Origin of the sequence: Halorubrum sp. F4 (assembly GCF_027257195.1) — an archaeon.
Taxonomy (GTDB): domain Archaea; phylum Halobacteriota; class Halobacteria; order Halobacteriales; family Haloferacaceae; genus Halorubrum.
The window spans coordinates 223,887-249,565 of record NZ_JAPDFS010000002.1 but is presented as its reverse complement, the minus strand read 5'-3'; the positions used below and the strand labels follow the sequence as shown (position 1 = coordinate 249,565).

Sequence of the window (25,679 nt, the reverse complement as noted above, 5' to 3'; positions counted from 1 at the left end):
CCGGCGGCTGCCGATCCGCTCACCGACCGGCCGCGTCCGCGAGCGCGCGGTCGACGATCCCGCTCGCGCGGTCGAGCAGACGGTCCGCGGCGTCGGCCTCCCGCGCCTCCGCCGTGATCCGAACCAGGGGCTCCGTCCCGGATGCCCGGAGGAGGAACCAGCCGTCGTCCGCGTCGACGCGCACCCCGTCGAGCGTGGAGACCTCGTCGAACTCGTCCGTCACGCGCTCCTCGATCAGTTCCATCGCCGCCGTCTTGTGTTCCGTCTCGACCGACCGACGCCGGATCGGGTACCGGTCCATCGCGGCGACTCGCTCCGAGAGCGGCGTCGACGCCGCGAGCGTGGCGAGCCGGACCGCCGCCAGCGGCCCGTCGGGACACAGCGTCTCCTCGGGGAATATCCACGCGCCGGAGGGCTCCCCGCCGAAGGCGACCCCCGCGTCCGCGGCGCGCTCGGCCACGTACACGTCACCGACGCGCGTGTAGACGAGTTCGGCACCGACCGCCGCGAGCGCGTCCGCGGCCGCGAGGCTCGTGTCGACCGGCGCGGCGACGCGATCGCCCTCCTCGGCCGCCGCCCGGCCGAAGACGGCGAGGAGCAGATCGCCGGGAACGAACGCTCCCTCGTCGGTGACGGCCATCATGCGGTCGGCGTCGCCGTCGTGGGCGACCCCGAGGTCGGCGTCGATCGCCTCGACCGTGGCGACGAGCGTTTCGCAGTTCCCCGCGGTCGGCTCGCTCGGGCGGGCGGGAAAGCGACCGTCGGGGGTCGCGTTGAGCGTCTCGACGTCCGCGCCCAGCTCGTGGAGCGCGTCGGCGGTCACTCCGCCCATTCCGTTACCCACGTCGACGACGACCGAGAGGTCGGCGAGGGGGTCGTCGGCCGGAAGCCCTCCCGAGTCGTCGAGTTCCGTCGTCCCCGTTTCGGCCGCGCGCTCGCCGGCCGCGACCAGCGCGTCGCGGTGGCGGTCCGTCGCGTCGTTCCGTCGCTCGTATCCGCCCTGCTCCTCCCAGTCGCCGAGGTCGAACGCCTCCTCCCGGATCCGCCGCTCGATGACGTCCTGACGGGCCGGCGGATACGCCTGTCCCGACGGGGTCCACAGCTTGAGCCCGTTGTCCGGGGCCGGGTTGTGCGAGGCGGTCACGACGACCCCGGCGTCGGCGGAGCGGTCACCGATCGCCCGCGCGACCGTCGGGGTCGCCGCGCGTCCCACGTCGACCACGTCCGCGCCGGTCTCGCGGAGCCCCGCGACCAACGCGTCGCGGAGCGTCTCGCCCGACCGCCTGGCGTCACGGCCCACGATCACCCGATCCGCCTCGGTGCCCACCGCGCGACCCACGTCGAGCGCGACGGCGGCCGTGACCTCCTTCCCGACACGTCCGCGGATCCCGCTGGTTCCGAACATACGCGTCACTTCCGGCCGGGAGCCTTGTAACCTCGGGGAACCGGGACCCGTGGCGGTTGACGAAACGAGGGACCGTCCGGGGACGTGGCCGTCAGATCCGGTTCTCGCGGCCGGGGTCCACGTCGATCGCGTCGACGGGACAGACGTCGACGCACAGCATGCAGTCGATACACTGGTCCTCGTCGGTCGGGTTCGCCTTCCGTTCGGATTCCGGGTGATCGGGGGTGTCGACCCAGTCGAAGACGTCGACGGGACAGTCCTCCAGACACGCGCCGTCGGCGAGGCAGATGTCGAAGTCGACGGCGACGTGGGTCCCGCGGATCCCGAGCTTCTCGGGCGGCTCGACCGGTCCCCACACGTCGACGTCGTGCTCCTCGCCGGTCCGCTCGAGGTTCCGCTCGAAGTTCGGGTCGATGCCCATCTCGTAGGGGGTTTCGCGCGTCGGTAGTTAAACTCCGCGACGGCGGACCGCGCGGGAACGCCGTGCCGACGGCGGGCCGTGAGGAACGTCAACACCGTGCCCACTCCCGGCACCGCGGGCGTCAGGGATGTGCGAAGTACGCGACCAGGTCCTCCTCGCCGGTCGGTCCGTCGGGTTCGTCGGTGCCCGCCGGGTCGAACGAGTCGAGTCGGGCGAAGCCGACGCGCTCGAACTGGACGACTGCGTCGGTCCCGGCGTCGGCTATCCCGGGCTCGGCGTAGCCGCGTACGTCGCCCTCGACGGTCCGCAGGAGCGTCTCGAGCGACTCCGCCGCGGGGACCCAGTGGACCACGTCGACGTCGCCGTCGCGGACCACGTCGATGTCGTCGTCGACGTAGACGAGCTCGTCGTCCGCGTGGCGCACGCAGCCGTACCCCTTCAGCCAGACGCGCTCGCCGGTCGGCGGGAGGTCCGAGGTCTCGAGGCGGACCCGTCCCGCGGGGATCGTTCGGTCGCCGCGGTCGGGATGCTCCGGGTGTCGCGCGGGGCGGCCGGCGGCCGGCGCGGGCGCGTCGCCGTCGACGACCGGCAGCTCGACGGCCGGGTCGTCCTCGCGGTCGCGCACGAGGAAGAACCGGTCCGCCCCGTCGTCGACGAGGTCGCGGTTGTTCGCGTACACCGACGACATCGCGAGGTCGACGTCGGAGGTCGACATCCCGAGGTCGGTCATCGACTCGACGAGCGCCTCGCCCCGAATGCCGCGCCGCCGGACCGACTTGATCGTCGGCGCGCGCGGGTCGTCCCACCCCGTCAGCTCCCCCGCCTCGATGAGCTCCTTGATCGTCGACGTCGAGAGGCTCACGTCGTACTCGTCGAGCTGGACGTGACCCCAGTGGAGCACCTCCGGGTACTTCCAGCCGAAGTAGTCGTAGACGAAGCGCTGGCGCTTCGCGGAGTCCTGGAGGTCGATGCCGCGGATGATGTGGGTGACGCCGGTGAGGTGGTCGTCGACGCCCGACTGGAAGTCGAGCATGGGCCAACAGCGGTAGTCGGCGGCCGCCTCGCGGGGGTGTGGCGTGTCGATCATCCGGAACGCGACCCAGTCGCGCAGCGCCGGGTTCTTGTGTCCGATATCGGTCCGTACACGGAGGACCATCTCGCCGGCGTCGTACTCGCCGTCGACCATCGACTCGAACTCCTCTCGGACGGTTTCCTCGTCCTTCTCGCGGTGCGGGCAGGCTTCGCCGTCGTTCTTCAACGCCGAGAACGCCTCGCCGGAACACGAGCAGGTGTAGGCCCCGCCGCGCTCGATCAGCTCGCGGGCGTGCTCGTAGTAGGTCTCGAGCCGGTCCGAGGCTCGAAGGACGCGGTCCGCCTCGAAGCCGAGGTACTCGATGTCCGAGAGAATGGCGTCGTAGGCGTCGAGGTCGGGCCGTTTCGTCTCGGGGTCGGTGTCGTCGAACCGGCAGATGAACTCGCCGTCGTACCGCTCCTTGTACGTCCCGATGACCGCGGGCATGCGAGCGTGGCCGATGTGCCAGGGGCCGTTGGGGTTCGGCGCGGCGCGCATCACGACCTCGCCCGCCTCCGCGTTCGGCAGGTCGGGGAGGACGTGTTCGTCCTCCTCGTCGTCGGCCTCCAGCTCCGCGAGCCGGTCCGGCGCGAGCTCCTCGAGTCGCTCCCGACGCTCGGCCTCGTCCATCCGGCCGACCTCGCTCACGATCGGGGCGAGCACGCCGGGGATCTCGTCGCCGTGGGGGCGGAACTCGGGATTCTCGCCCATCAGCGGGCCCATGATCGCGCCCACGTCGGGGTCGCTGTCGTGTTTGAGCGCATTGAAGAGGGCGGCCGTCTCGCCGGCCGCCTCGACCCGCTCGCGGAGTTCGTCGTCCATACCTCCGGGTTGTCGGGGTCGACTCAAAAACGCCGCGAAACCGTCGGCGTCACGGCGGGAGACGCGGATCGAGTCGGCGAGACGTCGTCGATCTGTCCGCTCAGACGTCGTCGATCCGTCCGCTCCCGTCCCGCCGTCGGGGCCGCGGGTAGGGGCGTCCGAACATCGGAGGCGTACAGGGATAAACCGTCGAGACCGTTCACACCGATAACCGCCGCATACCGCGTGAACGGTCGAGACGTTTATAAGCCAACGGCGTCGTTTGGCGTAGATCAGTTCGCGATCGAGGCGATTCGACCGAGACGGGCCGAGCGAGAGGATTCGGTCGAGCCGGACCGCGCGAGACGACTCGGTCCACGGGGTTGATAGCCGCCCGGGCCGTGGACCGGACATGGAGACGCGATGGTCCGGATCGGGGTCCCTGCGGCCCGGAGGTGCGGGATGGTAGAGCCGATGTCGCGGGAGGAGCGCGACGCGGGAAACCGAAAGGTGAAACTCGGGTTCCTGTTGCTGGTGACCGTCTCGCCGCCGCTCATCACCCTCCTCGGCGACCCGACCGCCGTCCAACTGGCCGTCGCGACCGGCGGCGGGTTCCTCCTCGGACTGCTCCTCGTCTGGTACCTGAGCAGGCTCGCCTCGGAGTTCACCGACGGCTCCCGTCGGCCCCGGTAGTCGAGGCCTACTGAGGCCTACTCGCCGGCGAGGTCGACCGTCTCGCCGGTGACGTCGATCGTTTCACCCGTTACGTCGAACGTCTCGCCGACCCGGTCGCCGGCGATCGATCGCGACGACGACAGCGGCGAGACGCTCACCTCGCCCTCGACCGTCGCGCGCCGGTCCGACCCGGGGTCGTCGGCCACGTCGCCCCGGAGAAACTCCCGCCAGAAGCGGTCGCGCAGCTCCATTCCCATCTCGCCGCGACGCTCGCCGAACCCCGAGGCGTCGCCGTCCGCCGCCCCGCTCCCGGCTTCTCCCCCGTCGCCCGCTGCGTCGGTTCCGGGGTGGAACTCGATCACGTCGAAGCCGCGAGCGGGTTCGGTCACCCGGTAGGTCGGGTCGGCGGCGGCCTCGTCGTCCGCGGCGGGGACGTTGACGTTGAGCACGTCCGCGCCGAAGGGGAGCCGTCCGTCGTCGTCGATGCGAGCGACGAGGTCGGTCGCCACCCGTCCCGCGAGCGCGAAGTCGTCGTGGCTCACCGTCGGCGGGATCGGGAGATTCCCGCGGTCGTACAGCGAGACCGCGATCGCGGGCGTTCCGAGGAACGCCGCCTCCATGGCCGCGCCGACCGTCCCCGACTGGCCGAGGACGTGCGCGCCGATGTTCGGCCCGTGGTTACAGCCGGAGACGACGACGTCCGGCTCCAACTCGAGTGCGACTTCCGCGACGGCGACGCAGTCGGCGGGGGTCCCCTCGACGGCGTATCCGAGGTCGCGCTCGGTGTACTCGACGGTGGTCTCCCACCACGAACGGTTCCCGCCGACGCCCGACTGGTTCGTCGCCGGCGCGACGACGGTCACGTCGTACTCCGCGGAGAGCGCCTCCGAGAGCGCCCGGATCCCGGCCGCGTCGATCCCGTCGTCGTTGGTGAGGAGGACCTCGCGTGTCATGGACGTCCCTGGGAGGCCACGGGTGAAAACGCCGCCGGAAGCGGGCGGGCGAAACGGGACGGAACTCGGGGAGGAAAGGGGAGCGTCGGTGGAGGACTGGTACTCCAAAGGGTCAGGGCCGGTCGCGGGAACCGCGCGGTAGAACGGGGGAGCTCGGTGGTCGAGAACCGCCCCGGAATCGAGGACGGTTCCGGCGGGCCGCTCAGTCGGCGGCGACCGGCTGGCGCGACTCCGCCAGCTCGAGCACCTCGTCGAAGAAGCCGAGCGAGTCGTGCGGACCGGGGTTCGCCTCCGGGTGATACTGACGGGTGATAACGTCGAGTTCCGCGCTGTCGAGCCCCTCGACGGTGTCGTCGTTGACGTTCACCTGCGTCACCTCGAGCGGGCCGGTGTCGTCGACGGTGTAGCCGTGGTTCTGGGTGGTCATCACGACCCGGTCGGTCCGGAGGTCCTTCACCGGCTGGTTGACGCCGCGGTGGCCGAACGACATCTTCGCGGTCGAACCGCCGAGCGCGCTGGTGATCACCTGCTGGCCGAGACAGATCCCGGCCATCGGCAGGTCGCCGGCGAAGGCGTCGACGACCTCGTGGGCCGCGACGAAGTTCTCCGGGTCGCCCGGGCCGTTCGAGACGAACAGCACGTCGGGTTCGACCGCCGCCACGTCCTCGGGAGTCGCGTCGTACGGGAGGACGTGGACGTCCGCGCCGCGCTCGGTGAGCGAGGAGATGATGGATCCCTTCGCGCCGCAGTCGAGCAGCGCGACCGTCGCCTCGTCGCCGCCCTCGTGGACGGTCGGCTCCGCGACGGACACCTGCGCGCCGATGTCGACGTGCGCGCTCATCGGCTCGCAGGCCTCCATCTCGGCCATCGCGTCCTCGGGAGTCGCGTCCTCGCCGGCGGCGATACCGCAGGCCATCGCGCCCTCCTCGCGGACGGTGGTGACGATCTCGCGGGTGTCGAGGTGGTCGATCGCCGGGACGCCCTCGCCTTCGAGCCACTCGGCGACGTCGTCGGTCATCTCGCGGGCGATCGCCGCGCGCGGCTGGACGGAGTCGGACTCGAACCGCTCGGATCGGACGCCGTAGTTCCCGATCAGGGGATACGAGAAGGTCAGCACTTGCTCGGCGTAGGAGGGATCGGTCAGCGATTCCTCGTAGCCGGTGTACGCGGTCGTGAACACGAGTTCACCACGTGTCCGCCCCGGCGCACGGGTGCGCGCTTCGAGCACGCGTCCGTCGGCCAGCGCGATGTAGGCGTCCGACATTACGAGATACGTACGGATGAACCATATTAAATGCGTCGTTCGAAGGTGAGTTGCGAAATTCGTAACAAGCGGGCGGCCCGAACGGTCGTCGTCCGGACGGGCCGGTCCAACGCCGGGAATCACCGTGCGATCCGTCCGTCCACGTCGGGGGCAACGACTGCGTGGATGGCTACGAAGGTTGCTACGAACATCGCACTCTCACCGGTAGTTCTCTATGGAGTTCGAAGGGGTGTTACGATGTTCGTAAGCCGTAAGTCGTCGCCGCTCCTTCGCGCCGTATGGACGACCTCGACCGCCGGATCCTCTCGATCCTGCGACGGGACGCGCGAACCCCCTACACCGAGATCGCGGACCGGGTCGGTACCTCCGAGGGGACGGTCCGAAACCGTGTCGACCGAATGACCGAGGAGGGGGTCATCGAGCGGTTCACGGTGACCACCCGAACCGGCAACGTGAAGGCGATGATCGAGATCTCCGTGGAGATGAACGTCGACACCGCGGCGGTCGGCGAGCGCATGATGGAGTGGGAGGAGGTCGACTTCGTCTGGCAGGTCTCCGGCGAGGACGACATCGTTCTCGTCGTCGACGCGGTGGACACCCGCGCCGTCAACGAACTCATCACGCAGGCGCGCGAGCTCGACGACGTCAAGTCCACGAAGACGCGACTGATCCTGGACGAGCGGCTCGGGTGACCGTGGACGAGCGGCTCGGTGGACGAGCCGTCCGGGTGAAGACGGACGCCGACCCGCCGTCTCTCATTCCTCGGCGTCGAGGTCCGGCGAGCGCTTCTCGGCGAGCTCGCGCTCCAGGCTCCCGCGTTCCCAGTTGCGCACGGCGTTCCCCTCGATCTCGGCGTGAAGCTTCTCCTCGATGAGGTTGACCGCCACGCTGTTCGCTCCCTCCGGGATGATCAGGTCGGCGTGGCCCTTCGTCGGCTCGATGAACCGCTCGTGCATCGGTTTCACCGTCGAGAGGTACTGGTCGATCACTCCCTCCAGGTCGCGGCCCCGATCGAGCACGTCGCGGCGGATCCGCCGGAGGATCCGCACGTCGGCGTCGGTCTCGACGTACAACCGGAGGTCCATCATCCCGTTTATGTCCTCGTCGTGAAGCGCGAGGATTCCCTCGAGCACGATGACGTCGGTCGGCTCGACGGTCACGCGTTCGTCCTTCCGGTTGTGTACCTCGAAGTCGTACTGGGGCATCTCGACGGGTCGGCCCTCCAACAGCGTCTCGAGGTGCGCGCGGAGGAGCTCCCACTCGAAGGCGGAGGGATGGTCGTAGTTGACTTCCCGACGCTCCTCGAAGGAGAGTTCCGAACGGTCCTCGTAGTAGTTGTCGAGCGGGATCCGCGTGACGTCGTCGCCGAGGTTCTGTGTGACGAGCCGGGAGACCGTCGTCTTCCCCGCGCCGGTCCCCCCCGCGATCCCGATCACGAACGAGGGTATGGTCATATCCGCGTTCCGACGCCGGGGCGTTTCAAGGCTCCCTTTCGGCTCCGCGTTTCGTATCGAACGACGGTCCGTATCGCGCGTTTCGCGGATCGTCCACCGAACCGGGTTCTACGCCCGGAGGCGTGATAACGGTACCGGGGGCAGTTTTTAGCCGTTCGCCGCCGATCCGCGAGTATGCGCATAGACACCACGGTTCGCGACGTGATGCACCGGGAGTTCCTCGGGGTCAGCGAGTCGGACCCGCTCGCGGACGCGGCCGCGCTGCTGGTCGAGGAGGAAACCGACTGTCTGGTCGTCCTCCGTGGCGGGGAGGCCGTCGGCCGGCTCGCCGCACGGGACGCGCTCGCGGCCGTCCTCGAGGGCGACGTCGACGACGCGACCGTGGGATCGGTGATGCGGCCGCCGCTCCCCACCGTCGCGCCCGACGACGGGCTTCGGGCCGTCGAGGAGCGGCTGGTCGCCGAGGGAGTCGACCGCGTCGTCGTCGCCGCCGACGGTGAGGCGGTCGGGGTCGTCACCGCGCGCGACTCGCTCGCCGCGGGCGCGACGCGGGAGGAGGACACCGCCGACGAGCCGGCGATCGACGCCGACGCGCGGAACGGAACCCGCCTCGAGACGACCCGGTCGGGGACCGCCGACGCGGCGCGGGGATCCGACCGAGCACGGACCGCGTCCTCGACGGACGCCGCCGGGTCCCCGACGCAGGGCGTCTGTGAGGTGTGTGGCACGCTCGCCCCGGAGCTCGCGGACGCGAACGGACAGGCGATCTGTCCGAACTGTCGGGAGGTCTGAGTCGGCCGGCAGGCTCAACACCGACCGCCACGAACTGGAACGCGTGTCCGAACCCGAGGGTCCACGAGTCACCGCGGCCACCGTCGACGACGTCGACGCCGTCACGAACCTGTGGCTGGAACTCGCCCGCGACCAGCGGCGACACGGATCGACGCTGCTCGCGTCGGCGAACCGCAACGCGGTCAGAGAGTGGGTCGCCCGGAGCGTCGTCACCGGCGAGCTGCTCGTGGCACGGGACGGTGACGTGAGCGACGAAACGGGCGACGTGAGCGACGAAACGGGCGGCGAGGGGGACGGGGCGGAACCGATCGTCGGCTTCGTGGCGTTCTCGATCGAGCGCGAGGGATACGAGCGCGACCGAACGCGCGGCCTCGTGAGCAACCTCTTCGTGTCGCCGGAGCGGCGCGGCGAGGGGATCGGGTCGGCGCTGCTCGCGGCGGCCGAGCGGGAACTCGCCGAGGCTGGCGCGGACGCGGTCACGTTGGAGGCGCTCGCGGACAACGAGCGGGCGCGGTCGTTTTACGCCGACCGCGGATACGGTCTTCACCGGGTCGAACTCCGCAAGGAGATCGACGACGGAGAGTGAGTCGGACCGGGACTCGCTCGCCCCGATAGGTTCGCCGAAAGCGACACGCACTCATACGAGGGTCGAGAACTCACGCCTGCGCCAGGGGAGCATGGGCGGTTCATGCACTCGACTTGTAATCGAGACTTCCGGGGTTCAAATCCCTGCCCTGGCTTCCGCTTCTTCCGCAACCCTGACTACCGCTCGATCCCGCCCTGCTCTTTGATCCGCATGATGTGGCGGACGTTGAGGTAGATCTCCTCGGGCGAGGTCGACTCCGCGGGGTCGTACAGGTCCGACACGCGGTAGAGCACCGCCGAGAGCTGTTTGCTCTCGGAGCTGTCGCCGCGCACGTCGGCGGCGACCTCCCGAAGGAACTCGCGGACCTCCGCGTCGTCGGGGAACTCCGCGGCCGCCGCGTCCGATGCCGAGTCCGGCACCACCGGGTCGACGCCGGCGGCCGCCAGCGGGTCGGCGGCCTCCGACGGATCGGCGGACCCGTCGGTTCCGCCGTCCTCCGACCTGTTTTCCCCGGTCATCGTCCCCCGCTCATCTCGCGGCGACGCACGACGCCGGCGTTGTTCGCGACGTTCTCGACGAGGACCCGGAACGCGTCGGCGGTGTCGCCATCCCCGAGCACGACCGGCGCGCCGTCGTCGCCGCCGGTCCGGACGGCCGGGTCGAGCGGGATCCCGCCGAGGAACGGGAGGTCGTGGTCGGCCGCGAGCGCCTTCCCGCCGCCGGAGCCGAATATCTCGTGGAACCCGCCACAGTCCGGACACCGGAACCCGGCCATGTTCTCGGCGATCCCGAGCACGTTCGTGTCGTGTTTGCCGAACATTCGAAGGCCCTTGGTCGCGTCGTCGAGCGCCACGTCCTGTGGCGTGGTGACGATCACCGCGCCCGTCAGCGGCAGCGTCTGGAGGATCGTGAGCTGGGTGTCGCCGGTTCCAGGGGGGAGGTCCATCACGAGGTAGTCCAGCTCGCCCCACTCGACGTCCTCGACCAGCTGGGTGATGATCTTGTGGACCATCGGTCCGCGCCAGATAACGGGGTCGTCCTCGCCGGTGAGGAAGTCCATGCTCATGAGTTTCACCCCGTACCGCTCCGGCGGGACGATCGTCTCGCCGTCGGTCTGTGGTCGTTCCTCGGCGGCGACCATCCGCGGGACGTTCGGGCCGTACACGTCGGCGTCGAAGAGGCCGACCCGCGCGCCGAGCTCGGAGAGTCCCGCCGCGAGGTTCACCGCCACCGTCGACTTCCCGACGCCGCCCTTCCCGGAGGCGACCGCGATCACGTTCTCGACGCCCGGAAGGACCTGCTCGTCCGCCGAGAGGTCGTTCGGGATCGACGCCGACAGCTCCACGTCGAGGCCGGCGTCCGACAGCGCCGCCCGCACGTCGTCGGCGATCGTCGACTCGTGTGGCGAGAACGGCGCTCCGAGCGCCAGCGAGACGTGAACGGTCCCCGCCCCCTCGTCGAGGTCGATCCCGTTCACCAGGCCGAGCGAGACCACGTCGTCGCCGAGGTCGGGATCGGTGACAGCCCGCAGCCGCTCTCTGACGTCCGCTTCGTTCATGCCCGAAGGGAGGGTAGTCGGTCGAATAAGGGTTCTGTCCGGCTCCGATCGTCCGCCGACGTGCGGACGTCACACGACGGTTCGTCTCCGACGACGGTTCGCGTCCTCGTGCTCGATCGGTGCCGCTCCCGGCACGGCGGAGCTACGTTTCGACGAACTCGACGTCCGTGATCTCGAACCGTGCTCCGCCTTCGGAGCCGTCGGTTACGCGGATCGTCCACCCGTGTGCCTCGGCGACCTGTCTCACGATCGAGAGCCCGAATCCGGTCCCTTCGGTCGAGGTCGAGTATCCGGCCTCGAACACGTCCTCCCGGACGTCTTCGGGTATCCCGGTCCCGTCGTCCTCGACGAAGAACCCGTCATCCAGTTCGCCCACGGTGACGGTCACGCCCGTCCCGCCGTGCTCGACGCTGTCGTCGGCCGCAGGCCGACTGCCAGTGGAACTGTGTTCCACGCTGTCGCTGGGCTCCGCCCGGCTGCCAGTGGAACCGTGTTCCACACTGTTCCGAAACAGGTTCTCGAAGAGCTGACTCACCCGACTTCGATCGGCCCGGATCGTCCGTCCGATCCCGATCACGAGCGTTGCGTCGGCGGTCTCGACGTTCCGCCAGCAGTTCCGCACGGCGGCTTCGAGATCGATCGGCACCGCCTCGTCGACGTGGTCTCCGCTCCGTGCGAGACGCAGGAGGTCGTCGATCAGCTCTTCCATCCGATCCAGTGCGTCCTCCGCGTCCTCGAGATGCTCGCTGTCACACTCGTCACGGGCCAGATCGACTCGTCCTGCTGCGACGTTCAGGGGGTTCCGCAGGTCGTGAGAGACGATGCTGGTGAACTCCTCCAGCCGCTTTTTCTCCTGTTCGAGATCCTTTCGCTCGCTGACGTCGACGTAGAACGCGAGCGTTCCGACGGCGTTCGTGCGAGCGTCGTGCCGGGGAACGGCCCGCAGGAGGGCTTCGACGGTCTCGCCGTCGGCGGTGCTCAGTTCCCTGTCCTCCCGGAGGAACTCCCCGTTCAGGGCTCGCTCGTAGCCCCCCTCACGCAGGAGCTCTCGACGTGACTCGGCCGTATAGAACTCCGCCAGCCCCCGGCCGAGAACGTCGTCCTTGCTGTATCCCAGCGTTTCGGCGAACAACTGGTTGCAGTCCTCGACGACCGGTTTCCCGTCTTCGGTCCGGGTCACGGCCGCCATGACCGGTGCCTGTTCGAAGAAATACCGATACTGCTCTTCGAGTTCGGTGGTCAACTCCTCCAAGCTCTCGGTGCGTCGGTCGAGTTCCCGCTCGCGCTCCTTCTGATCGGTGACGTCGAGGTGGATCCCCACCGCGCGGACCGGCTCGCCCGCGTCGTCTCGCTCGACGACCGTGCCGATGTCACGTATCCACTTCCAGTCGCCCTCGGCGGTTCGCATCCGATGTTCGGTGTCGTAGTACGGCGTCTCTCCGTCGATGTGGGCCTGTAACGCCGCCTCGACGTCGTCGAGGTCGTCCGGGTGGACGCGGGTCTCCCACGCGTCGAGATGCGGTTCGAGCTCCTCCAGCGTGTGGCCGATCATCTCGGCCCACTTCTCGTTGAACTCGACCTCGTCGGTACGCATGTCCCAGTCCCAGACCCCGAGGTTCGCGCCCTCGACCGCGAGTTCGAGACGGGCCGTGGTTCGTTCGAGCCGCTTCTCCCGTTCCTCGCGCTCGGTGACGTCCCGAACGGTACAGACGAGTTCACCCCCTTCGGTCCTCGCGAGGGTGTGATCCTCGACGAACGTACTGCCGTCAGCCCGGAGGCCGGTCGTCTCTCCGTGCCAGGTGCCCGTCTCGGCTACGGTCGGGAGGATCTCGTCGCGGACCGCAGCCACCTCCTCGTCGGGATAGATCAGCTCCCAGCGCTCGTCGATCATCTCCGCGGGTTCGTATCCGTACAGGTCGGCGTACGCCCGGTTCACGTAGATGAACCGTCCATCGTCGAGGATGCTGATCCCCTCCTGGGCGGTTTCGATGGCGTCGAGGTGTCGTCGGCGTTCACGCTTGGCGGTGAAGCCCTCGACGGCGTTGCGGATCCGGTTGGCCAGGACGGCATATTGGCTGGTGGCGGATCCCTTCTGAAGGTAGTCGGTGACGCCCGCCGAGATGGCGTCGCTGGCGACCTCCTCGGACCCCTTTCCGGTGAACAGGATGAAGGGGAGGTCGGGGTTCTCCTCGCGGACGGCCTCGAGGAACTCGATCCCGTTCAGCCCGGGCATGTCGTAGTCGGAGACGATACAGTCGACGTGGTTCGTCGCGACGTGATCGAGACCCTCGCTCGCGCTGGCGGCCGTCTCGACGGTAAGACGCTCGTTCTCGCGCTCGAGAAGCGTCGTAGTCATCTCCGCGAATTCCGGCTCGTCGTCCACGTGGAGAACGCGGATCGTATCCGAGAGTGTACTCATGATGGTGCCGGCTCTATGGGGATCGTTGAGCGGACTACATAAGTATCCGGACGGCTCGAGGCATCGGTGCCGGTCGGGTTCGGCGTCGTCACTCGATCCGCGTTCCCGGCGTCTCCCCGCGAAGGAACGCCTCCAGCCCGTCCGGGCCGAAGACGGACGCCGGCGCGTCGAGCGCGAGCAGCTCCCTGACCTTCGCCGCCATGCCACCCGAGACGTCGGTCGCGTCGCTCGCGCCGAGCGCGTCGGCGACCGCGTCGAAGTCGTCGATGGACGGGATCACCGACCCGTCGTCGTCGAGGACTCCGGGGACCGTCGAACAGACGCCCACACGGTCGGCTCCGAGCCCCGTAGCGAGCTCGACGACGAGTTCGTCGCCGGAGACGACCGTCACTCCCTCGCCCGCGGTCGCGACCCCGTCGCCGTGGAGAACCGGGACGAACCCCTCGTCGAGCAGCGTCGCCGTCGAGGAGAGCGGCAGGTCGAGCCCGCCGTCGACGCCCGCGGCCCGCGCCGCGAGCGAGAGCGGATGGACGGGGACGGCGGGCACGTCGCGGTCGTGGAGCGCAGTGAGGACGGCCCGGTTGAGCCGCTTCATCGCGCCGTGGACGTCCATCACCGCGCCGGCGTCCCGGGTCCCCTCGCTCGTCGAGATCCCGTGTTCGCTGGCGTGGTGATGCCCGAAGCTCCCGCCGCCGTGAACCACGACGAGCCGCTCGATCGCGCCCCGATCGAGCGCGTCGGCGATCGCGTCGCCGGCGGCCGCGAGCGCCGACTCGTCGACCGTCTCGGGGCGGTCCTTCTCGGTGATCACGCTCCCGCCGAGCTTGAGCACGACGGGAGCGTCGAGGGTGGGCTCGCCGCTTCCTCCCTTGCCGGGCGTCACGGCTCCACCGCTCGGACCCCTTCGGTCGCCAGCTCCGCGCGGAACGCCTCCTCACACCCCTGCGTGAACGAGAGCGCGGTCGGCGTCTCCTCGCCGGGGTCGAGCGCGACGATACAGCCGCCGCCGCCCGCGCCGGTGAGCTTCGCGCCGTGTGCGCCCGCGTCGCGGGCCGCCCAGACCATCGCGTCGAGCGAGCGCGCGGAGACGCCGAGCGCGGACAGGAGGCCGTGGTTGAAGTCCATCAGGTCGCCCAGTTCCTCGAGCAGCTCCCGGGACGGGTCGGCCTCGGGGACGGCGTCCGCCAACAGCTCCTCGCCGGCGCGCACGACGTCGCCGATCGACCGGACGGTGTCGGCCGCGAACCGGTGTTGCTCGCGGAGCTCGCGGACCCCGGCGACGAGCTCGCCGGTGTCGCCCGCGCCGCCGTCGAACCCGATCACGAACGGGAGGTTCGGCGCGTCGATCGGCTCGCAGTCGTCGCCCTCGACGCGGACGGCTCCCCCCATCGTCGAGCAGAACGTGTCCGCCCGGGAGGCCTGCCCGTCCTGGACCTCGAACTCGGCACGGTAGGCCCGGTCGGCCAACTCCCGTCGGTCGAGCGGCTCGCCGAGCGCGCGCGTCGCCGCGTCGATCCCCGCGACGACGACGGCGGCCGAGGATCCGAGCCCGGCGCCGAGCGGGATCTCGCTTTCGACGGTGATGTCGAAGCCGGCGTCGGGCGCGTCGGCCGCCGAGCGGGCCTGCCGCACCGCGGCGTCGACGTACCCCATCGCGGCCTCGACGAGCGGCGCGGGCGCGTCGATGTCGGGACGTTCCCCCGTGCCGCCGGCGTACTCGACGGTGAACCCGTCGAGCGAGAGGTCCTCGGCGGTGACCCGGACGTGGTCGTCCTCGCGGGGTTCGGCGGTCACCCGCGCCCGGCGCTCTATCGCCGCCGGTACCGCGGGTTCGCCGTAGACGACGGCGTGTTCGCCGAAGAGGTAGACCTTCCCCGGCGCTTCACAGACGGTCATGTCCTCCCACTCACCCCGAGGGCTTACAGGCGTTGCGCTTGGCGGGTCGCCTCGTCGTCCAACGTCGGGGCCGGTCCGGCCCGTACCTTTTCACGCCCGGCCGCCGTCGTGCCGCCATGACGCCGATCGGATCGCTGATCGCCGGATCGCTCGCCGACTTCGTCGACGGTATGGTCGCCGCGATCCCCCGGATCCTCTCGGGGATCGTCTTCCTCGCGCTGGCGTACGTGACGATCAGGGTCGCCCTCGCGGTCGTCCGGTCGTCGGTTGAACGGGTGTACGTCGGCGACCGCGAACTGGTCGGCGATCTCCTCGTCACGATCCTGGCCGTCTTCCTCTGGTTCGGCGTCGCGCTCACCTTTCTGAAGGTCGTCGGCATGGGCGAGATCGCGGCCAGCCTCGGCACCGCGATCGGCTTCATCGCGCTCGGCATCTCCTACGCGCTCTCGGAGATGATCGAGGACACCGTCGCGGGCGTCTACCTCCTCCGCGACCCCGACTTCAACGTCGGCTACCGCGTCGAGGCGAAGGGCGTGACCGGAACGGTCGCGGCGATCGAACTCCGGAAGACCCGGATCGACACCGACGACGGCGACCGGATCGTGATGGCCAACCGGGAGATCGAGTCGCGATGGACCCACGACGTGCCGGACGCCGCGGCCGGTCCCGCCGGAGCAGATCCCGCCGGAACCGATCCCGTCGAGGAGTGAACGACAGAGCCGTCGCTCGGCGAGGATCGAGTGGCGGTGAAAAAGGCGAGTCGAACTCGAACGTCGGCCGGCTACAGTTCGTCCTCGAAGTCCTCGAGGGCGAAGACGGTGTCCGCGCCGCGGCGGTCGAGCGTCTCGTTGGCGAGTAGCCAGTAGACGACCGACAGCGCGCGTCGACCCTTGTTGTTCGTCGGGATGACGAGGTCGACGTTCGACAGCTGGTTGTTCGAGTCACACATCGCGATCACGGGGATGCCGACCGTGATCGCCTCCTTGACGGCCTGGGCGTCGCCGATCGGGTCCGTCACCACGACCACGTCCGGCTCGATGTAGCCGGCGTAGTCGGGGTTCGTGAGCGTTCCGGGGATGAACCGGCCGGTCCGCGCGCGCGCGCCGACCGCGTCGGCGAACTTCTTGGCCGGGAACCGGCCGTACTGGCGCGAGGACGTGACGAGGATCTGCTCGGGGTCGTAGTTCGCGAGGAAGTCGGCCGCCGTGCGGATCCGACCGTCCGTCTCGCTCACGTCGAGCACGTAGAGCCCGTCGTCGCGGACGCGGTGGATGAACCGCTCCATGTCCGCGGTCTTCTGTTGGGTCCCGATGTGGACGCCGGCGGAGAGGTAGTCCTCGACGGGGATGAGCAGGTCGACGTCGTCGTCGGGCATCACGTCGTCGTCGAACGGCGAGGCGTCCTCCTCCTCCTCGGCCTCGTCGGCGTCGGGATCCGGGTCGGCCGCGGCGTCCGTCTCGACCGCGTCGTCCGCGGTTTCGGTCTCTGTATCGGCGTCGGCGGAGGCCTCCTCGGCACCCGCGTCGGCGGTCGATTCCTCGGTCGTGTCGGCCTCCTCCTCGACGTCCGCGTCGACCGCCTCGGTCTCGGCGTCCTCGTCGAGTTCGACCGCGTCGTTGTCTTCACTCATGCGTCGTATGGGTCCGTCATACCGCGTCGTCCGCGATGCGGACCAGTTCGTTCAGCTTGGCGGTTCGCTCGCCGCCGACCGTGCCCGTCTTGATGTAGGCGGCATCGGTCGCCACGGCGAGGTGTGCGATGGTCGTGTCCTCGGTCTCGCCCGAGCGGTGGGAGATGACGCTCTCCATGCCGTTTCGGGTCGCGAGCTCGACCGCGTCGAACGCGTCCGAGAGCGTCCCGATCTGGTTCGGCTTGATCAGGATGCTGTTGGCCGCGCCCGCGTCGATCCCGTCCCGGAGCCGCTCGACGTTGGTGACGAACAGGTCGTCGCCGCAGATCAGCGTCCGGTCGCCGACCCGGTCCGTCAGCTCCGCGAACGCCTCGTAGTCGTTCTCGTCGAGCGGGTCCTCGACGTACGCGAGGTCGTACTCCTCGACGAGTCCGGCGACGTACTCGATCTGCTCGTCGGTCGAGCGCGTCTCGTCGCCGTAGACGTATGCGTCCGCGTCGTCATCGTACAGCTCCGCGGCCGCCACGTCGAGCCCGAAGCGGATCTCGAAGCCCACGTCCTCCTCGACGCGGTCGACCGCCTCCTCGACGACCTCGAACGCCTCCGCGTCCGATATCGGCGGGGCCCATGCGCCCTCGTCGCCCTTCGCCGCCGGGACGCCGCGCTCGTCGAGCACGTCCGCGACCGCCGCGTGGACCGCGGCGTTCGCGAAGACGGCCTCCGAGACGCTCGGCGCGCCGACCGGGGCGGCGAGGAACTCCTGGATGTGCGTCGCCTCCTTGGCGTGTTCCCCGCCGCCGACGACGTTGCCGAGCGGGACGGGGAAGTTCCCGCCGCGGAACGCGCCGCCGAGGTGCTGGTACAGCGGCGCGCCGAGCACGTCCGCGCCGGCCTTGGCCGCCGCCATCGAGATGGCGACCGCGCTGTTCGCGCCGATGGCCGAGAAGTCGTCGGTGCCGTCCGCCGCCCGCAACGCGGCGTCGACGGATCGCTGGTCCCCGGCGAACAGCCCCTCGAGACGGGGAACCGCGCGCTCCCTCGCCTTCGCGATCGACTCCTCGGCGGGGAGTTCGATCGCCTCGAACTCCCCGGTCGACGCGCCGCTCGGTGCCGCCGCGCGACCGAAGCCGCCGGACTCGGTGAGCACGTCCGCCTCGACCGTCGGATTGCCCCGGGAGTCGAGGATCCGTCGCAACGAGACGTTGGTGATCCGGGTCACGCGTCGGCTTCCCTCCGGACGGTAAAGGGGAGCGCGCCCGCGTCGTACTCCTCCGCGGCGACGAGGATCGGCTCCGTCTGGTCCGTCTCGATCAGCACGGGAGCCCCGTAGGACACCTGCAGGGCGCGCGCCCCGAGGATCCGCGCCTTCTCGTACCGATTGTATCTCTGTGTTGACATTGTTACTGGTACGGCGAGACGACGTCGACGAGATCCCGGTGGCTCACCAGCATCCGCCGACAGCAGTGTCGGTTCACGCCGAGGTCGTCGAGCACCTCGCCGGGGTCCTCGTCTCCCTCACGAGCGCGCTCCTTGAACTCCTCCCAGTGTTCGCCCACGACGTTGCCGCACGTGAAACACCGGACGGGGATCATCATGACTGGATCACCTCAGCGGTAGGACTTCTGGTAGCGGGCACGCGCGCCGGGTCCGCCCCACTTCTTGGGTTCGGACTGGCGCACGTCGTTGACCAGCAGCGTGCGGTCGAAGCTCATGTACGCGTCGCGCAGCTCGGCGTCGCCGAGGTGCTGAACGAGCCCGCGGGCGATGGCGGTCCGCGTCGCGTCCGCCTGACCGCTGAACCCGCCGCCGGTCACGTCGATGTCGATGTCGACGTCGTCGCGGATCTCCTCGTCGGCGATGCGGAACGGCTCCAGCATCTTGAGGCGCGCCTGCTGTGGTTCGACCAGCTCGATCGGCTGGGAGTTGATGCGAACGCGACCCTCGCCGTCGCGCACCGTTGCGCGGGCGACGGCCGTCTTCTTCTTGCCCGAGGTGTTAGTTACCATGTGACGTTAGCTCCCAGGGACTCGGAGACGTCCCCGAGCGTGGTGAACTTGATGTTCGAGAGTCGGTCCAGCGACGTGTCCTCGAGGACGACCGCCTCGGCGTCCTCGTCGCGCTCGTAGGGGTTGCCCACGTAGACGCGGACGTTCGAGAGCGCCTCGCGGCCGTCCTCGCTCTTGTACGGCAACATCCCGCGGATGGCCCGCTTGAAGATGCGGTCCGGCCGCTTGGGGTAGTACGGCCCGCTGTCCGAGCCGAGGTTCGCGCGAGTGTGGTAGGTGTCCATCGTCGCCTCCTCGTTGCCGGTGATCACCGCGTGCTCCGCGTTGACCACGGCGACGGTCTCCCCGTCGAGGACGCGCTGTGCGACCTTCGAGGAGACCCGGCCCAGGATGCAGTCCTGAGCGTCGACGACGACGTCCGCGTCGACCTTCGCGAGGCTCATCGGATCACCCGGACGTTGCCGCCCTCGGGGTTCCGTTCGACGAACCGGTCGAGCGACACCGCCTCGCCCGCCTGGTCGATCTTCGTGCGGGCGGTGCCCGAGAAGTCGACGGCGGCGACGGTGACGTTCTTCTCTAGGACGCCGCTGCCCAGCACCTTGCCGGGAACGACGACCGTCTCGTCTTCGTTTGCGTACCGTTCGATGCGACCCAGATTGACCTCGGCGTGGGTACGCCGTGGCTTCTCCAGTCGGTCGGCGACGTCCTGCCACACGTTGGCACCGGAGTCACGCGAGACCGACTTCAGATCGGCGATGAGGTTCTGTAAGTTCGGATTCGTCTTGCTACTCATAGCTGTCCCTCCCTGTGGGGGGTTCCTGAAAAGCGGAGTGCAGGGAGCAGGATTTGAACCTGCGGACCTCTACAGGACAGCGCCCTGAACGCTGCGCCGTTGGCCTGACTTGGCTATCCCTGCGTGCACTCCTGGGTAATCCGGCTCCCTTCAAACCACTTTCGGTCCCGCCGTTCGGGGGCGTCCCGCCGTGCGGGATCGTCCCGTCGTCCGTGACGGCGGCGCCGTTCGGGGCGACGCCGACGCTCGCGAACGGGGCGAGCGCCGTGTGTGTGGTTCCGGGAGTCGACATTCCTTATACCGCGACCTTCGTTCGAAGTTCGTCCGCGCGCTCCTCGATGGAGTCGATCGCGCGGAGCAGCAGTTCCTCGACCGTGAACGAGCCGTCCGTCTCGATGTGGAAGACGAACGCGCCGGGGACGTCCTCGACGCGCACTTCCTTTCCGGGATACCGCTCCGAGAGGTCGTTGCCGAACTCGTCGGTGGCGACGACCTCTCCCTCGGGCGTCTCGATGACGCCACGGAGGATGCGCGGCTCCTCGTCGTCGAACTCGCCACGGTCGCCCTCGACCGAGACGCGCTGGAGGTGTCTGTAGCCGACGGAGACGCCGCCCTGGTGTTTGGCGTGCTCCTTGCCGGCCTCGAGGACCGCGTCGGCCTCGAACTCCAGCCGCTGTCCCTCCTTCAGTTCGACGATGGGCACGTTCTCGTCGGCGGGCTCGACCATCGGCTCCGCGGACTCGATGTCCCCGGAGTAGGCGGTCGCCGGCCCCTCGACGTCGAGCGCGAGCGTGACGGTGTCGCCGATCTCGAACTCGTCGAGCGGCGTCGTTAGCGGAACGAGCCCTAATCGCAGCCCGATCATCTCGTCGAACATCACGGAGGAGTTCTCGACGAACCGCACCGTGTCGATCGAGAACGTCGGGACGTCGGCGATCATCGCGCGGCGAATGCCGTTGGCGAACGCCGGCGTGAGCCCGCGGATCAGCACCCGCGCGCTGCGATCGTCCCGTTCGACGTACTCCACGTCGAAGTCGGCTTCCGTCATGTCAGACTCGTTTGTTCTTCGGCGCCTTCGTCCCGTCGTGCGGGATGGGCGTGACGTCCTCGATGCGCCCGATCTCGACGCCCGCACGCGACAGCGCACGGATCGTCGCCTGCGCGCCGGGGCCGGTCGACTTGTTGAGGTTGCCGCCGGGACCGCGAACGCGGACGTGGACGCCCTCCAAGCCGGCCTCCTTGACCCGCTCCGCGACGACCTCGGCCATCTGCATGGCGGCGTACGGCGACGCCTCGTCTCGGTTCTGCTTCACCACGGTGCCGCCGGACGACTTGGCGATCGTCTCGGCGCCCGTCTCGTCGGTGACCGTGATGAGGGTGTTGTTGAACGACGCGTACACGTGGGCGATTCCCCACTTTCCGTCCTCGGATCCACTCATGATTGGTTACTCCTGTGACTCCGCGCGCTCGGGGTGGAGATCGTCCGCGAGCGGGCTGTTCTCGTCGAAGGCGATGGCGCCCTCGTCGCTCACGTCGACCTTCACCGAGGGGCGCGTCACGCGCGCGCCGTCGACGGTGACGTGTCCGTGAACGATGAACTGGCGGGCCTGCTGCGTCGAGGAGGCGAACCCCTGTCGGTACGCCACCGTCTGGAGGCGGCGCTCGAGGAGGTCCGTCACGTCGAGCGACAGGACCGTCGAGATGTCGTCGTTGTCGCCGAGCACGCCGATGCGGCGCAGTCGTGCGACGAACTCCGAGCCGGCCTCTCCGGCGACCTCGACGTCACCCTGGGCCTCGCCGAGGAGACGTCGTGCCTCCCGGCGCATGCGGCGCAGTTCCGACTGCGCTCGCCAGAGCTCCTCCTTGTTCTTCAGGCCGTACCGCGAGAGGAGGTCGGACTCCTCGGCGATCCGCTCGCCCTGGTACGGGTGGTTCGGCGTCTCGTAGCCCTTGGTGTTCTTTCCGGTGCTCATTCGTCGTCACCCGCTTCCTCTTCGGCCATCTCCTCGCGGATCTCCTCGACGTTGACGCCGATGGTCCCCTCGGTCCGGCCCGTGGACTTCGTCCGCTGGCCGCGGACCTTCTGGCCGCGCTTGTGACGGACGCCCTTGTACGATTCGATCTGCTTCATCAGGTTGATGTCGTGACGACGTTTCTCGTTGACGTCGGTGCCGACGAGGTGGGTCGTCTCCCCGGTGAAGAAGTCGTTCTGTCGGTTGGTCATCCATGACGGGACGTGGTCCTCGAGGTTCTCGGCGACGTCGACCACCGCCTCGATATCCTCCTCGTCGAGAAGCCCGAACGTGGACGTTCGGTCCACGCCGGCCTTCTCGGCGACCAGCCGCGCCATGCGCGTGCCGATGCCGTTGAGTTCAGATAGGCTTCGCTCGACCGTCTTCGTCCCGTCGAGGTCCGCTCCCCCGATCCGAACGAAGTACTGGAGGTCTTCCTCCTCCTCCGGCGAGTCGTCCTGTGATTCTTCCGTGCTCATGTGTTGATCGCAGTGAGCCCTACCGGCGCGATCCCGGCGGTGCTCGGTCGTTTCGAGCGTTGCGGCGGGGATTCGAACCCCGGAGGCAGTGACGCCACAGAGTTAGCAACCCTGCGCCTTGGGCCAGGCTTGGCTACCGCAACTCGCGTCGTATCGTCGCCCTCTCGGACTCGGGGACCGACACCCCTGCAGTTCGTGCATCCGGATCAACTCCGCTTCGGTACTTAAACATCACGAAAGGACCGGCCGAGTGGTCCCCGTTCCCACGGGGATACCGTCGTCGAGAACCGCCGCCGAGGACTGCCGCCGAGGACCGCCGGCGACGACGCCGTGTGGCGTACTGTTTAGTGCACTCCCGCGATGGATGACTCCATGAAGGCCGTCCAGTTCGACGCCCACGGCGACCGTGACGTGATCGAGTACGACGAGTTTCCCGACCCCGAACCGGCACGCGGGGAGGTGCTCGTCGACGTCAGGGCCGGCGCGTTGAATCACCTCGATATCTGGACCCGCCGTGGGCTTCCAGGGGTCGATCTGGAGATGCCGCATATCCCCGGCAGCGACGCCGCGGGCGTCGTCGAGGCGGTCGGCGAGGGCGTGACGCGGTTCGAGCCCGGCGACCACGTCGCGGTGAGCGCGGGGGTCGCCTGCGGGGAGTGCGAGTTCTGCCGAAGCGGCGAGGAGTCGCTCTGCGTCTCCTTCCACATCATCGGCGAGCACGTCCGCGGCGTCCACGCCGAACGGGCCGCGGTGCCCGCCGAGAATCTCGTTCCCGTTCCGGACGACGTCGACTGGGAGGTGGCCGGGTCCGCCTCGCTCGTCTTCCAGACCGCGTGGCGCATGCTCCACACGCGCGCGGACGTCGAGGCCGGCGAGAGCGTGCTCGTGCTCGGCGCGTCGGGCGGGGTCGGCCACGCCGCGGTCCAGATCGCCGACCACGCGGGCTGTGAGGTGTTCGCGACCGCCTCCACGGAGGAGAAGCTCTCGCACGCCGAGGCGTGCGGCGCGGATCACGTCATCGACTACGAGGCGACCGACTTCGCGAACGAGATCGCCGAACTGACCGGGAAACGCGGGGTCGACGTCGTCGTCGACCACGTCGGCGAGGCGACGTACCCGGATTCGCTGAAGTCGATGGCGAAGGGCGGACGGCTCGTCACCTGCGGGGCGACGACCGGTCCGAACCCGGACGCGGGGCTCAACCGGATCTTCTGGAACCAGCTCTCCGTTCTCGGGTCGACGATGGCGACGCCGGGAGAGGTCGACGACGTCCTCGAACTCGTCTGGGACGGCACCTTCGAGCCGCGGATCCGCGAGACGCTCCCGATGAGCGAGGCCGCGCGCGCACACGAGATGATCGGGAACCGTGAGGGCTTTGGCAAAGTGGTCCTGAAACCGGACAGTGAGTTCTGAGACCGACGCGGCGGACCGTTCCTCGACCGGCGACGAGGGGGGGTACGTCCACAGCCCGGACGACGGCGATGCCGGACCCGCGGAACTCGGCTCGAAAGGAGGAGCCTCCACCGTCGAAACCACGGAGCCGACCGCCGACGGCTTCGGCCGAAAGGGATGGGCGCTGACGGCCGTGTTGTTCACCTGCGTCCTCGTCATCCCCGGTATCATCTACGCGTACCCGTACGCCGCCGGGGCGTTCGGGTTCACGTTCTTCGCGACGTACCTCGTGCTCCCGCTCGTCCCGGCGGTCCTCCTCGGTCTCGTCGCGGTCTGGTCGATGACGGCCGCGACGGAGTGAGACGCGACGAACCCTCCCGGAACGAGGAGTCACACCGGACGCGAACGACAACCGTTTTGAACGGTCCTGCCGGAGGGTGGATATGTTGATCACCGTCTCCGGTCCGCCCGGGAGCGGGAAGAGCACGAACGCCGCGGGGCTCGCCGGGGCGCTCGGGCTCGACCACGTCTCCGGCGGCGACATCTTTCGGGAGATGGCCGCCGACCGCGGCATGACGCCCGTCGAGTTCAACGAACACGCCGAGGACGACGGCGACATCGACCGCGACCTCGACCGTCGGCTCTGCGAGATCGCGACGACCCGCGAGTCGGTCGTGCTCGAGTCGCGGCTGGCCGGCTGGCTCGCCGGCGAGCACGCCGACCTCCGGTTCTGGTTCGACGCCCCCGTCGACGTCCGCGCCGAACGGATCGCGGACCGGGAGGACAAACCCGTCTCGCAGGCGCGCGAGGAGACGCTCCGTCGCGAGGCCTCCGAGCGAAAGCGGTACCTGGAGTACTACGACGTCGACATCGACGACCTCTCCATCTACGACGCCGCCTACAACACCGCCCGCTGGGGTCCCGACCGCTTCCTCGACGCGCTCGTCGCCACGGTCGAGGCCTACGATCCCGACGACGACGAGGGGAAGGTCCCGATCGAGGGCGTCTCCTACGACTTCTGAACGCCACCGAACCGGAACTCGCAACTCCCAGCACACACGGACATCCAGATGACCGACGACACCGACGACACCGACGACGCCGATGACCCGCTCCGCGCCCCGCCCGGGGAGCGGTCGGTCCCGGGGCTGCTCCGGTTCGGCGTCGTCAACGTCGACAAGCCCGCGGGCCCCTCCTCACACCAGCTCTCCGCGTGGGTCCGCGACGCGATCAACGACACGCTCGCGGCGCTCGATCCCGACGGTCCGCGGATCGACGGCGTCGCCCACGCGGGGACGCTCGACCCCAAGGTGACCGGCTGTCTCCCCACGCTCACCGGCACCGCGACCCGGATGGCCCAGGTGTTCCTCGAGGGGTCGAAGGAGTACGTCTCCGTGCTGGAGCTTCACGGTCCCGCACCGTCGGATCTCCGGGAAGTCGTCGCGGAGTTCGAGACCGAGCTATACCAGAAACCTCCCCGGAAGAGCGCGGTCACCCGCCGGCTGCGAACTCGGACGATCCACGAGCTCGACGTGCTCGAACTCGAGGAACGGCGGGCCCTGATCCGGATCGGCTGTGAGTCGGGGACGTACGTCCGAAAGCTGTGTCACGACCTCGGGCTCGCCGCCGGCGTCGGCGCGCACATGGGACACCTCCGTCGGACCGCCACGGACCCGTTCGACGACCGCGACCTCCACACGCTCCAGGACCTCACGGACGCGCTCGCGTGGGCCGAGGAGGGCGACGACGGGTTCCTCCGGGAGGTCGTCCGCCCCGCCGAGGACGCGTTGGTCCACCTCCCGTCGGTGACGATCGCGCCCTCCGCCGCGCGCAACGTCGCCACCGGAGCCCCCGTCTACGCGCCCGGCGTGATCGAGAGCGACCTCGACGCGGCGGACGCGGTCACGGGATCGACGCGGGACGACGACACGGACGCGCCGCTCGTCGCCTGTTTCACCCCCGACGGGACGGCGGTCTGTCTCGGGCGGTTCGTCGGCGATCCGGACGCCGAGTCGGGGACGGTCGTCGCGCTCGAACGCGTTCTTTTATAGGTTCCCCGGGAGCCGTTCGC

General features: G+C 69.3%; 31 protein-coding genes and 3 tRNA genes. 10 read left to right on the top strand and 24 right to left on the bottom strand.

Annotated features, from left to right (window positions below; all coding sequences use genetic code 11):
* Nucleotides 1-19 precede the first annotated feature (19 nt).
* From glmM to OKW78_RS05990, 3 genes are all read right to left on the bottom strand, one after another.
* Entirely contained in the window at nt 20-1,405 is a 1,386-nt protein-coding gene (gene glmM / locus OKW78_RS06000) for a phosphoglucosamine mutase (protein WP_281194302.1), read from the bottom strand.
* 91 nt (nt 1,406-1,496) lie between these two features.
* Nucleotides 1,497-1,826, bottom strand: a complete 330-nt coding sequence (locus tag OKW78_RS05995; RefSeq protein WP_122104429.1) for a ferredoxin family protein — start codon at nt 1,824-1,826, stop codon at nt 1,497-1,499.
* A gap of 121 nt (nt 1,827-1,947) precedes the next feature.
* Complete coding sequence (locus OKW78_RS05990) at nt 1,948-3,720, bottom strand: glutamate--tRNA ligase (RefSeq protein ID WP_281194301.1); 1,773 nt, start codon at nt 3,718-3,720, stop codon at nt 1,948-1,950.
* A gap of 441 nt (nt 3,721-4,161) precedes the next feature.
* Between OKW78_RS05990 and OKW78_RS05985 the strand changes: the two genes are divergently transcribed.
* A complete protein-coding gene (locus OKW78_RS05985; RefSeq protein WP_281194300.1) occupies nt 4,162-4,392 on the top strand; it encodes a hypothetical protein in 231 nt (76 codons plus the stop codon).
* A gap of 17 nt (nt 4,393-4,409) precedes the next feature.
* On the opposite strand, the gene surE is transcribed toward OKW78_RS05985, so the two are convergent.
* Both surE and carA read right to left on the bottom strand, forming a co-directional pair.
* Nucleotides 4,410-5,327, bottom strand: coding sequence for a 5'/3'-nucleotidase SurE (gene surE / locus OKW78_RS05980; RefSeq protein WP_281194299.1), 918 nt, complete (start codon nt 5,325-5,327; stop codon nt 4,410-4,412).
* A 202-nt stretch (nt 5,328-5,529) separates the two neighbouring features.
* The gene (carA, locus tag OKW78_RS05975; RefSeq protein WP_281194298.1) at nt 5,530-6,591 is read right to left on the bottom strand and encodes a glutamine-hydrolyzing carbamoyl-phosphate synthase small subunit; all 1,062 of its coding nucleotides are present in this window, start codon (nt 6,589-6,591) and stop codon (nt 5,530-5,532) included.
* Between the two features lie 278 nt (nt 6,592-6,869).
* On the opposite strand from carA, the gene OKW78_RS05970 reads away from it, so the two are divergent.
* Entirely contained in the window at nt 6,870-7,283 is a 414-nt protein-coding gene (locus tag OKW78_RS05970; protein ID WP_122104424.1) for an Lrp/AsnC family transcriptional regulator, read from the top strand.
* 63 nt (nt 7,284-7,346) lie between these two features.
* On the opposite strand, the gene udk is transcribed toward OKW78_RS05970, so the two are convergent.
* The gene (gene udk, locus OKW78_RS05965; RefSeq protein WP_281194297.1) at nt 7,347-8,045 is read right to left on the bottom strand and encodes a uridine kinase; all 699 of its coding nucleotides are present in this window, start codon (nt 8,043-8,045) and stop codon (nt 7,347-7,349) included.
* Between the two features lie 174 nt (nt 8,046-8,219).
* Between udk and OKW78_RS05960 the strand changes: the two genes are divergently transcribed.
* The 3 genes from OKW78_RS05960 to OKW78_RS05950 all read left to right on the top strand — a co-directional run bounded on the left by OKW78_RS05960 (nt 8,220) and on the right by OKW78_RS05950 (nt 9,577).
* On the top strand, nt 8,220-8,837 hold the full coding sequence (locus OKW78_RS05960; protein WP_281194296.1) for a CBS domain-containing protein: 618 nt from the start codon (nt 8,220-8,222) through the stop codon (nt 8,835-8,837).
* Nucleotides 8,838-8,880: 43 nt separating this feature from the next.
* Nucleotides 8,881-9,423, top strand: a complete 543-nt coding sequence (locus OKW78_RS05955) for a GNAT family N-acetyltransferase (RefSeq protein ID WP_281194295.1) — start codon at nt 8,881-8,883, stop codon at nt 9,421-9,423.
* 80 nt (nt 9,424-9,503) lie between these two features.
* A tRNA-Thr gene (locus OKW78_RS05950) sits at nt 9,504-9,577 on the top strand.
* A 22-nt stretch (nt 9,578-9,599) separates the two neighbouring features.
* On the opposite strand, the gene OKW78_RS05945 is transcribed toward OKW78_RS05950, so the two are convergent.
* The 5 genes from OKW78_RS05945 to mvk all read right to left on the bottom strand — a co-directional run bounded on the left by OKW78_RS05945 (nt 9,600) and on the right by mvk (nt 15,296).
* Nucleotides 9,600-9,941, bottom strand: coding sequence for a hypothetical protein (locus OKW78_RS05945; RefSeq protein WP_281194294.1), 342 nt, complete (start codon nt 9,939-9,941; stop codon nt 9,600-9,602).
* Nucleotides 9,938-10,981 (bottom strand): Mrp/NBP35 family ATP-binding protein, encoded by a 1,044-nt coding sequence (locus OKW78_RS05940; RefSeq protein WP_281194293.1) that lies wholly within the window; start codon nt 10,979-10,981, stop codon nt 9,938-9,940. Before OKW78_RS05940 ends, OKW78_RS05945 begins: the two co-directional genes overlap by 4 nt.
* A gap of 142 nt (nt 10,982-11,123) precedes the next feature.
* Nucleotides 11,124-13,400, bottom strand: coding sequence for a PAS domain S-box protein (locus OKW78_RS05935; RefSeq protein ID WP_281194292.1), 2,277 nt, complete (start codon nt 13,398-13,400; stop codon nt 11,124-11,126).
* A gap of 88 nt (nt 13,401-13,488) precedes the next feature.
* Complete coding sequence (locus tag OKW78_RS05930; RefSeq protein ID WP_281194290.1) at nt 13,489-14,283, bottom strand: isopentenyl phosphate kinase; 795 nt, start codon at nt 14,281-14,283, stop codon at nt 13,489-13,491.
* Nucleotides 14,280-15,296 carry a mevalonate kinase gene (mvk, locus tag OKW78_RS05925; RefSeq protein ID WP_281194289.1) on the bottom strand — a complete coding sequence of 339 codons (1,017 nt, stop codon included), beginning with the start codon at nt 15,294-15,296 and terminating at the stop codon, nt 14,280-14,282. The genes OKW78_RS05930 and mvk overlap by 4 nt, the downstream gene beginning before the upstream one ends.
* 116 nt (nt 15,297-15,412) lie before the next feature.
* Between mvk and OKW78_RS05920 the strand changes: the two genes are divergently transcribed.
* On the top strand, nt 15,413-16,006 hold the full coding sequence (locus OKW78_RS05920) for a mechanosensitive ion channel domain-containing protein (RefSeq protein ID WP_281194288.1): 594 nt from the start codon (nt 15,413-15,415) through the stop codon (nt 16,004-16,006).
* 71 nt (nt 16,007-16,077) lie between these two features.
* Here OKW78_RS05920 and rpsB read toward each other — a convergent pair whose 3' ends face one another.
* The 13 genes from rpsB to OKW78_RS05855 all read right to left on the bottom strand — a co-directional run bounded on the left by rpsB (nt 16,078) and on the right by OKW78_RS05855 (nt 22,359).
* Nucleotides 16,078-16,926 (bottom strand): 30S ribosomal protein S2, encoded by an 849-nt coding sequence (gene rpsB, locus OKW78_RS05915; RefSeq protein WP_281194287.1) that lies wholly within the window; start codon nt 16,924-16,926, stop codon nt 16,078-16,080.
* A gap of 16 nt (nt 16,927-16,942) precedes the next feature.
* Nucleotides 16,943-18,145 carry a phosphopyruvate hydratase gene (gene eno / locus OKW78_RS05910; RefSeq protein ID WP_281194286.1) on the bottom strand — a complete coding sequence of 401 codons (1,203 nt, stop codon included), beginning with the start codon at nt 18,143-18,145 and terminating at the stop codon, nt 16,943-16,945.
* Complete coding sequence (locus tag OKW78_RS05905; protein WP_066417411.1) at nt 18,142-18,324, bottom strand: DNA-directed RNA polymerase subunit K; 183 nt, start codon at nt 18,322-18,324, stop codon at nt 18,142-18,144. The genes eno and OKW78_RS05905 overlap by 4 nt, the downstream gene beginning before the upstream one ends.
* A gap of 2 nt (nt 18,325-18,326) precedes the next feature.
* On the bottom strand, nt 18,327-18,521 hold the full coding sequence (locus OKW78_RS05900; protein ID WP_066417409.1) for a DNA-directed RNA polymerase subunit N: 195 nt from the start codon (nt 18,519-18,521) through the stop codon (nt 18,327-18,329).
* Nucleotides 18,522-18,533: 12 nt separating this feature from the next.
* Nucleotides 18,534-18,932, bottom strand: coding sequence for a 30S ribosomal protein S9 (locus OKW78_RS05895; RefSeq protein WP_281194285.1), 399 nt, complete (start codon nt 18,930-18,932; stop codon nt 18,534-18,536).
* A complete protein-coding gene (locus tag OKW78_RS05890; protein ID WP_281194284.1) occupies nt 18,926-19,375 on the bottom strand; it encodes a 50S ribosomal protein L13 in 450 nt (149 codons plus the stop codon). The genes OKW78_RS05895 and OKW78_RS05890 overlap by 7 nt, the downstream gene beginning before the upstream one ends.
* Nucleotides 19,372-19,725 (bottom strand): 50S ribosomal protein L18e, encoded by a 354-nt coding sequence (locus tag OKW78_RS05885; RefSeq protein WP_122104411.1) that lies wholly within the window; start codon nt 19,723-19,725, stop codon nt 19,372-19,374. The genes OKW78_RS05890 and OKW78_RS05885 overlap by 4 nt, the downstream gene beginning before the upstream one ends.
* 38 nt (nt 19,726-19,763) lie before the next feature.
* A tRNA-Leu gene (locus tag OKW78_RS05880) sits at nt 19,764-19,848 on the bottom strand.
* Nucleotides 19,849-20,020: 172 nt separating this feature from the next.
* On the bottom strand, nt 20,021-20,773 hold the full coding sequence (locus OKW78_RS05875; protein WP_281194283.1) for a DNA-directed RNA polymerase subunit D: 753 nt from the start codon (nt 20,771-20,773) through the stop codon (nt 20,021-20,023).
* A 1-nt stretch (nt 20,774) separates the two neighbouring features.
* Nucleotides 20,775-21,164 carry a 30S ribosomal protein S11 gene (locus OKW78_RS05870; RefSeq protein WP_066417396.1) on the bottom strand — a complete coding sequence of 130 codons (390 nt, stop codon included), beginning with the start codon at nt 21,162-21,164 and terminating at the stop codon, nt 20,775-20,777.
* 6 nt (nt 21,165-21,170) lie between these two features.
* Complete coding sequence (locus OKW78_RS05865; RefSeq protein WP_281194282.1) at nt 21,171-21,698, bottom strand: 30S ribosomal protein S4; 528 nt, start codon at nt 21,696-21,698, stop codon at nt 21,171-21,173.
* The gene (locus OKW78_RS05860; RefSeq protein ID WP_281194281.1) at nt 21,695-22,216 is read right to left on the bottom strand and encodes a 30S ribosomal protein S13; all 522 of its coding nucleotides are present in this window, start codon (nt 22,214-22,216) and stop codon (nt 21,695-21,697) included. The genes OKW78_RS05865 and OKW78_RS05860 overlap by 4 nt, the downstream gene beginning before the upstream one ends.
* A 57-nt stretch (nt 22,217-22,273) precedes the next feature.
* A tRNA-Ser gene (locus tag OKW78_RS05855) sits at nt 22,274-22,359 on the bottom strand.
* 229 nt (nt 22,360-22,588) lie between these two features.
* Between OKW78_RS05855 and OKW78_RS05850 the strand changes: the two genes are divergently transcribed.
* The 4 genes from OKW78_RS05850 (at nt 22,589) to OKW78_RS05835 (ending at nt 25,659) form a co-directional block, all read left to right on the top strand.
* Nucleotides 22,589-23,629, top strand: a complete 1,041-nt coding sequence (locus OKW78_RS05850; protein ID WP_281194280.1) for a zinc-binding dehydrogenase — start codon at nt 22,589-22,591, stop codon at nt 23,627-23,629.
* Nucleotides 23,619-23,969 (top strand): hypothetical protein, encoded by a 351-nt coding sequence (locus OKW78_RS05845; RefSeq protein ID WP_281194279.1) that lies wholly within the window; start codon nt 23,619-23,621, stop codon nt 23,967-23,969. Before OKW78_RS05850 ends, OKW78_RS05845 begins: the two co-directional genes overlap by 11 nt.
* 82 nt (nt 23,970-24,051) lie before the next feature.
* A complete protein-coding gene (gene cmk / locus OKW78_RS05840) occupies nt 24,052-24,630 on the top strand; it encodes a (d)CMP kinase (RefSeq protein WP_281194278.1) in 579 nt (192 codons plus the stop codon).
* A gap of 48 nt (nt 24,631-24,678) precedes the next feature.
* A complete protein-coding gene (locus OKW78_RS05835; RefSeq protein ID WP_281194277.1) occupies nt 24,679-25,659 on the top strand; it encodes an RNA-guided pseudouridylation complex pseudouridine synthase subunit Cbf5 in 981 nt (326 codons plus the stop codon).
* Nucleotides 25,660-25,679: the final 20 nt, after the last annotated feature.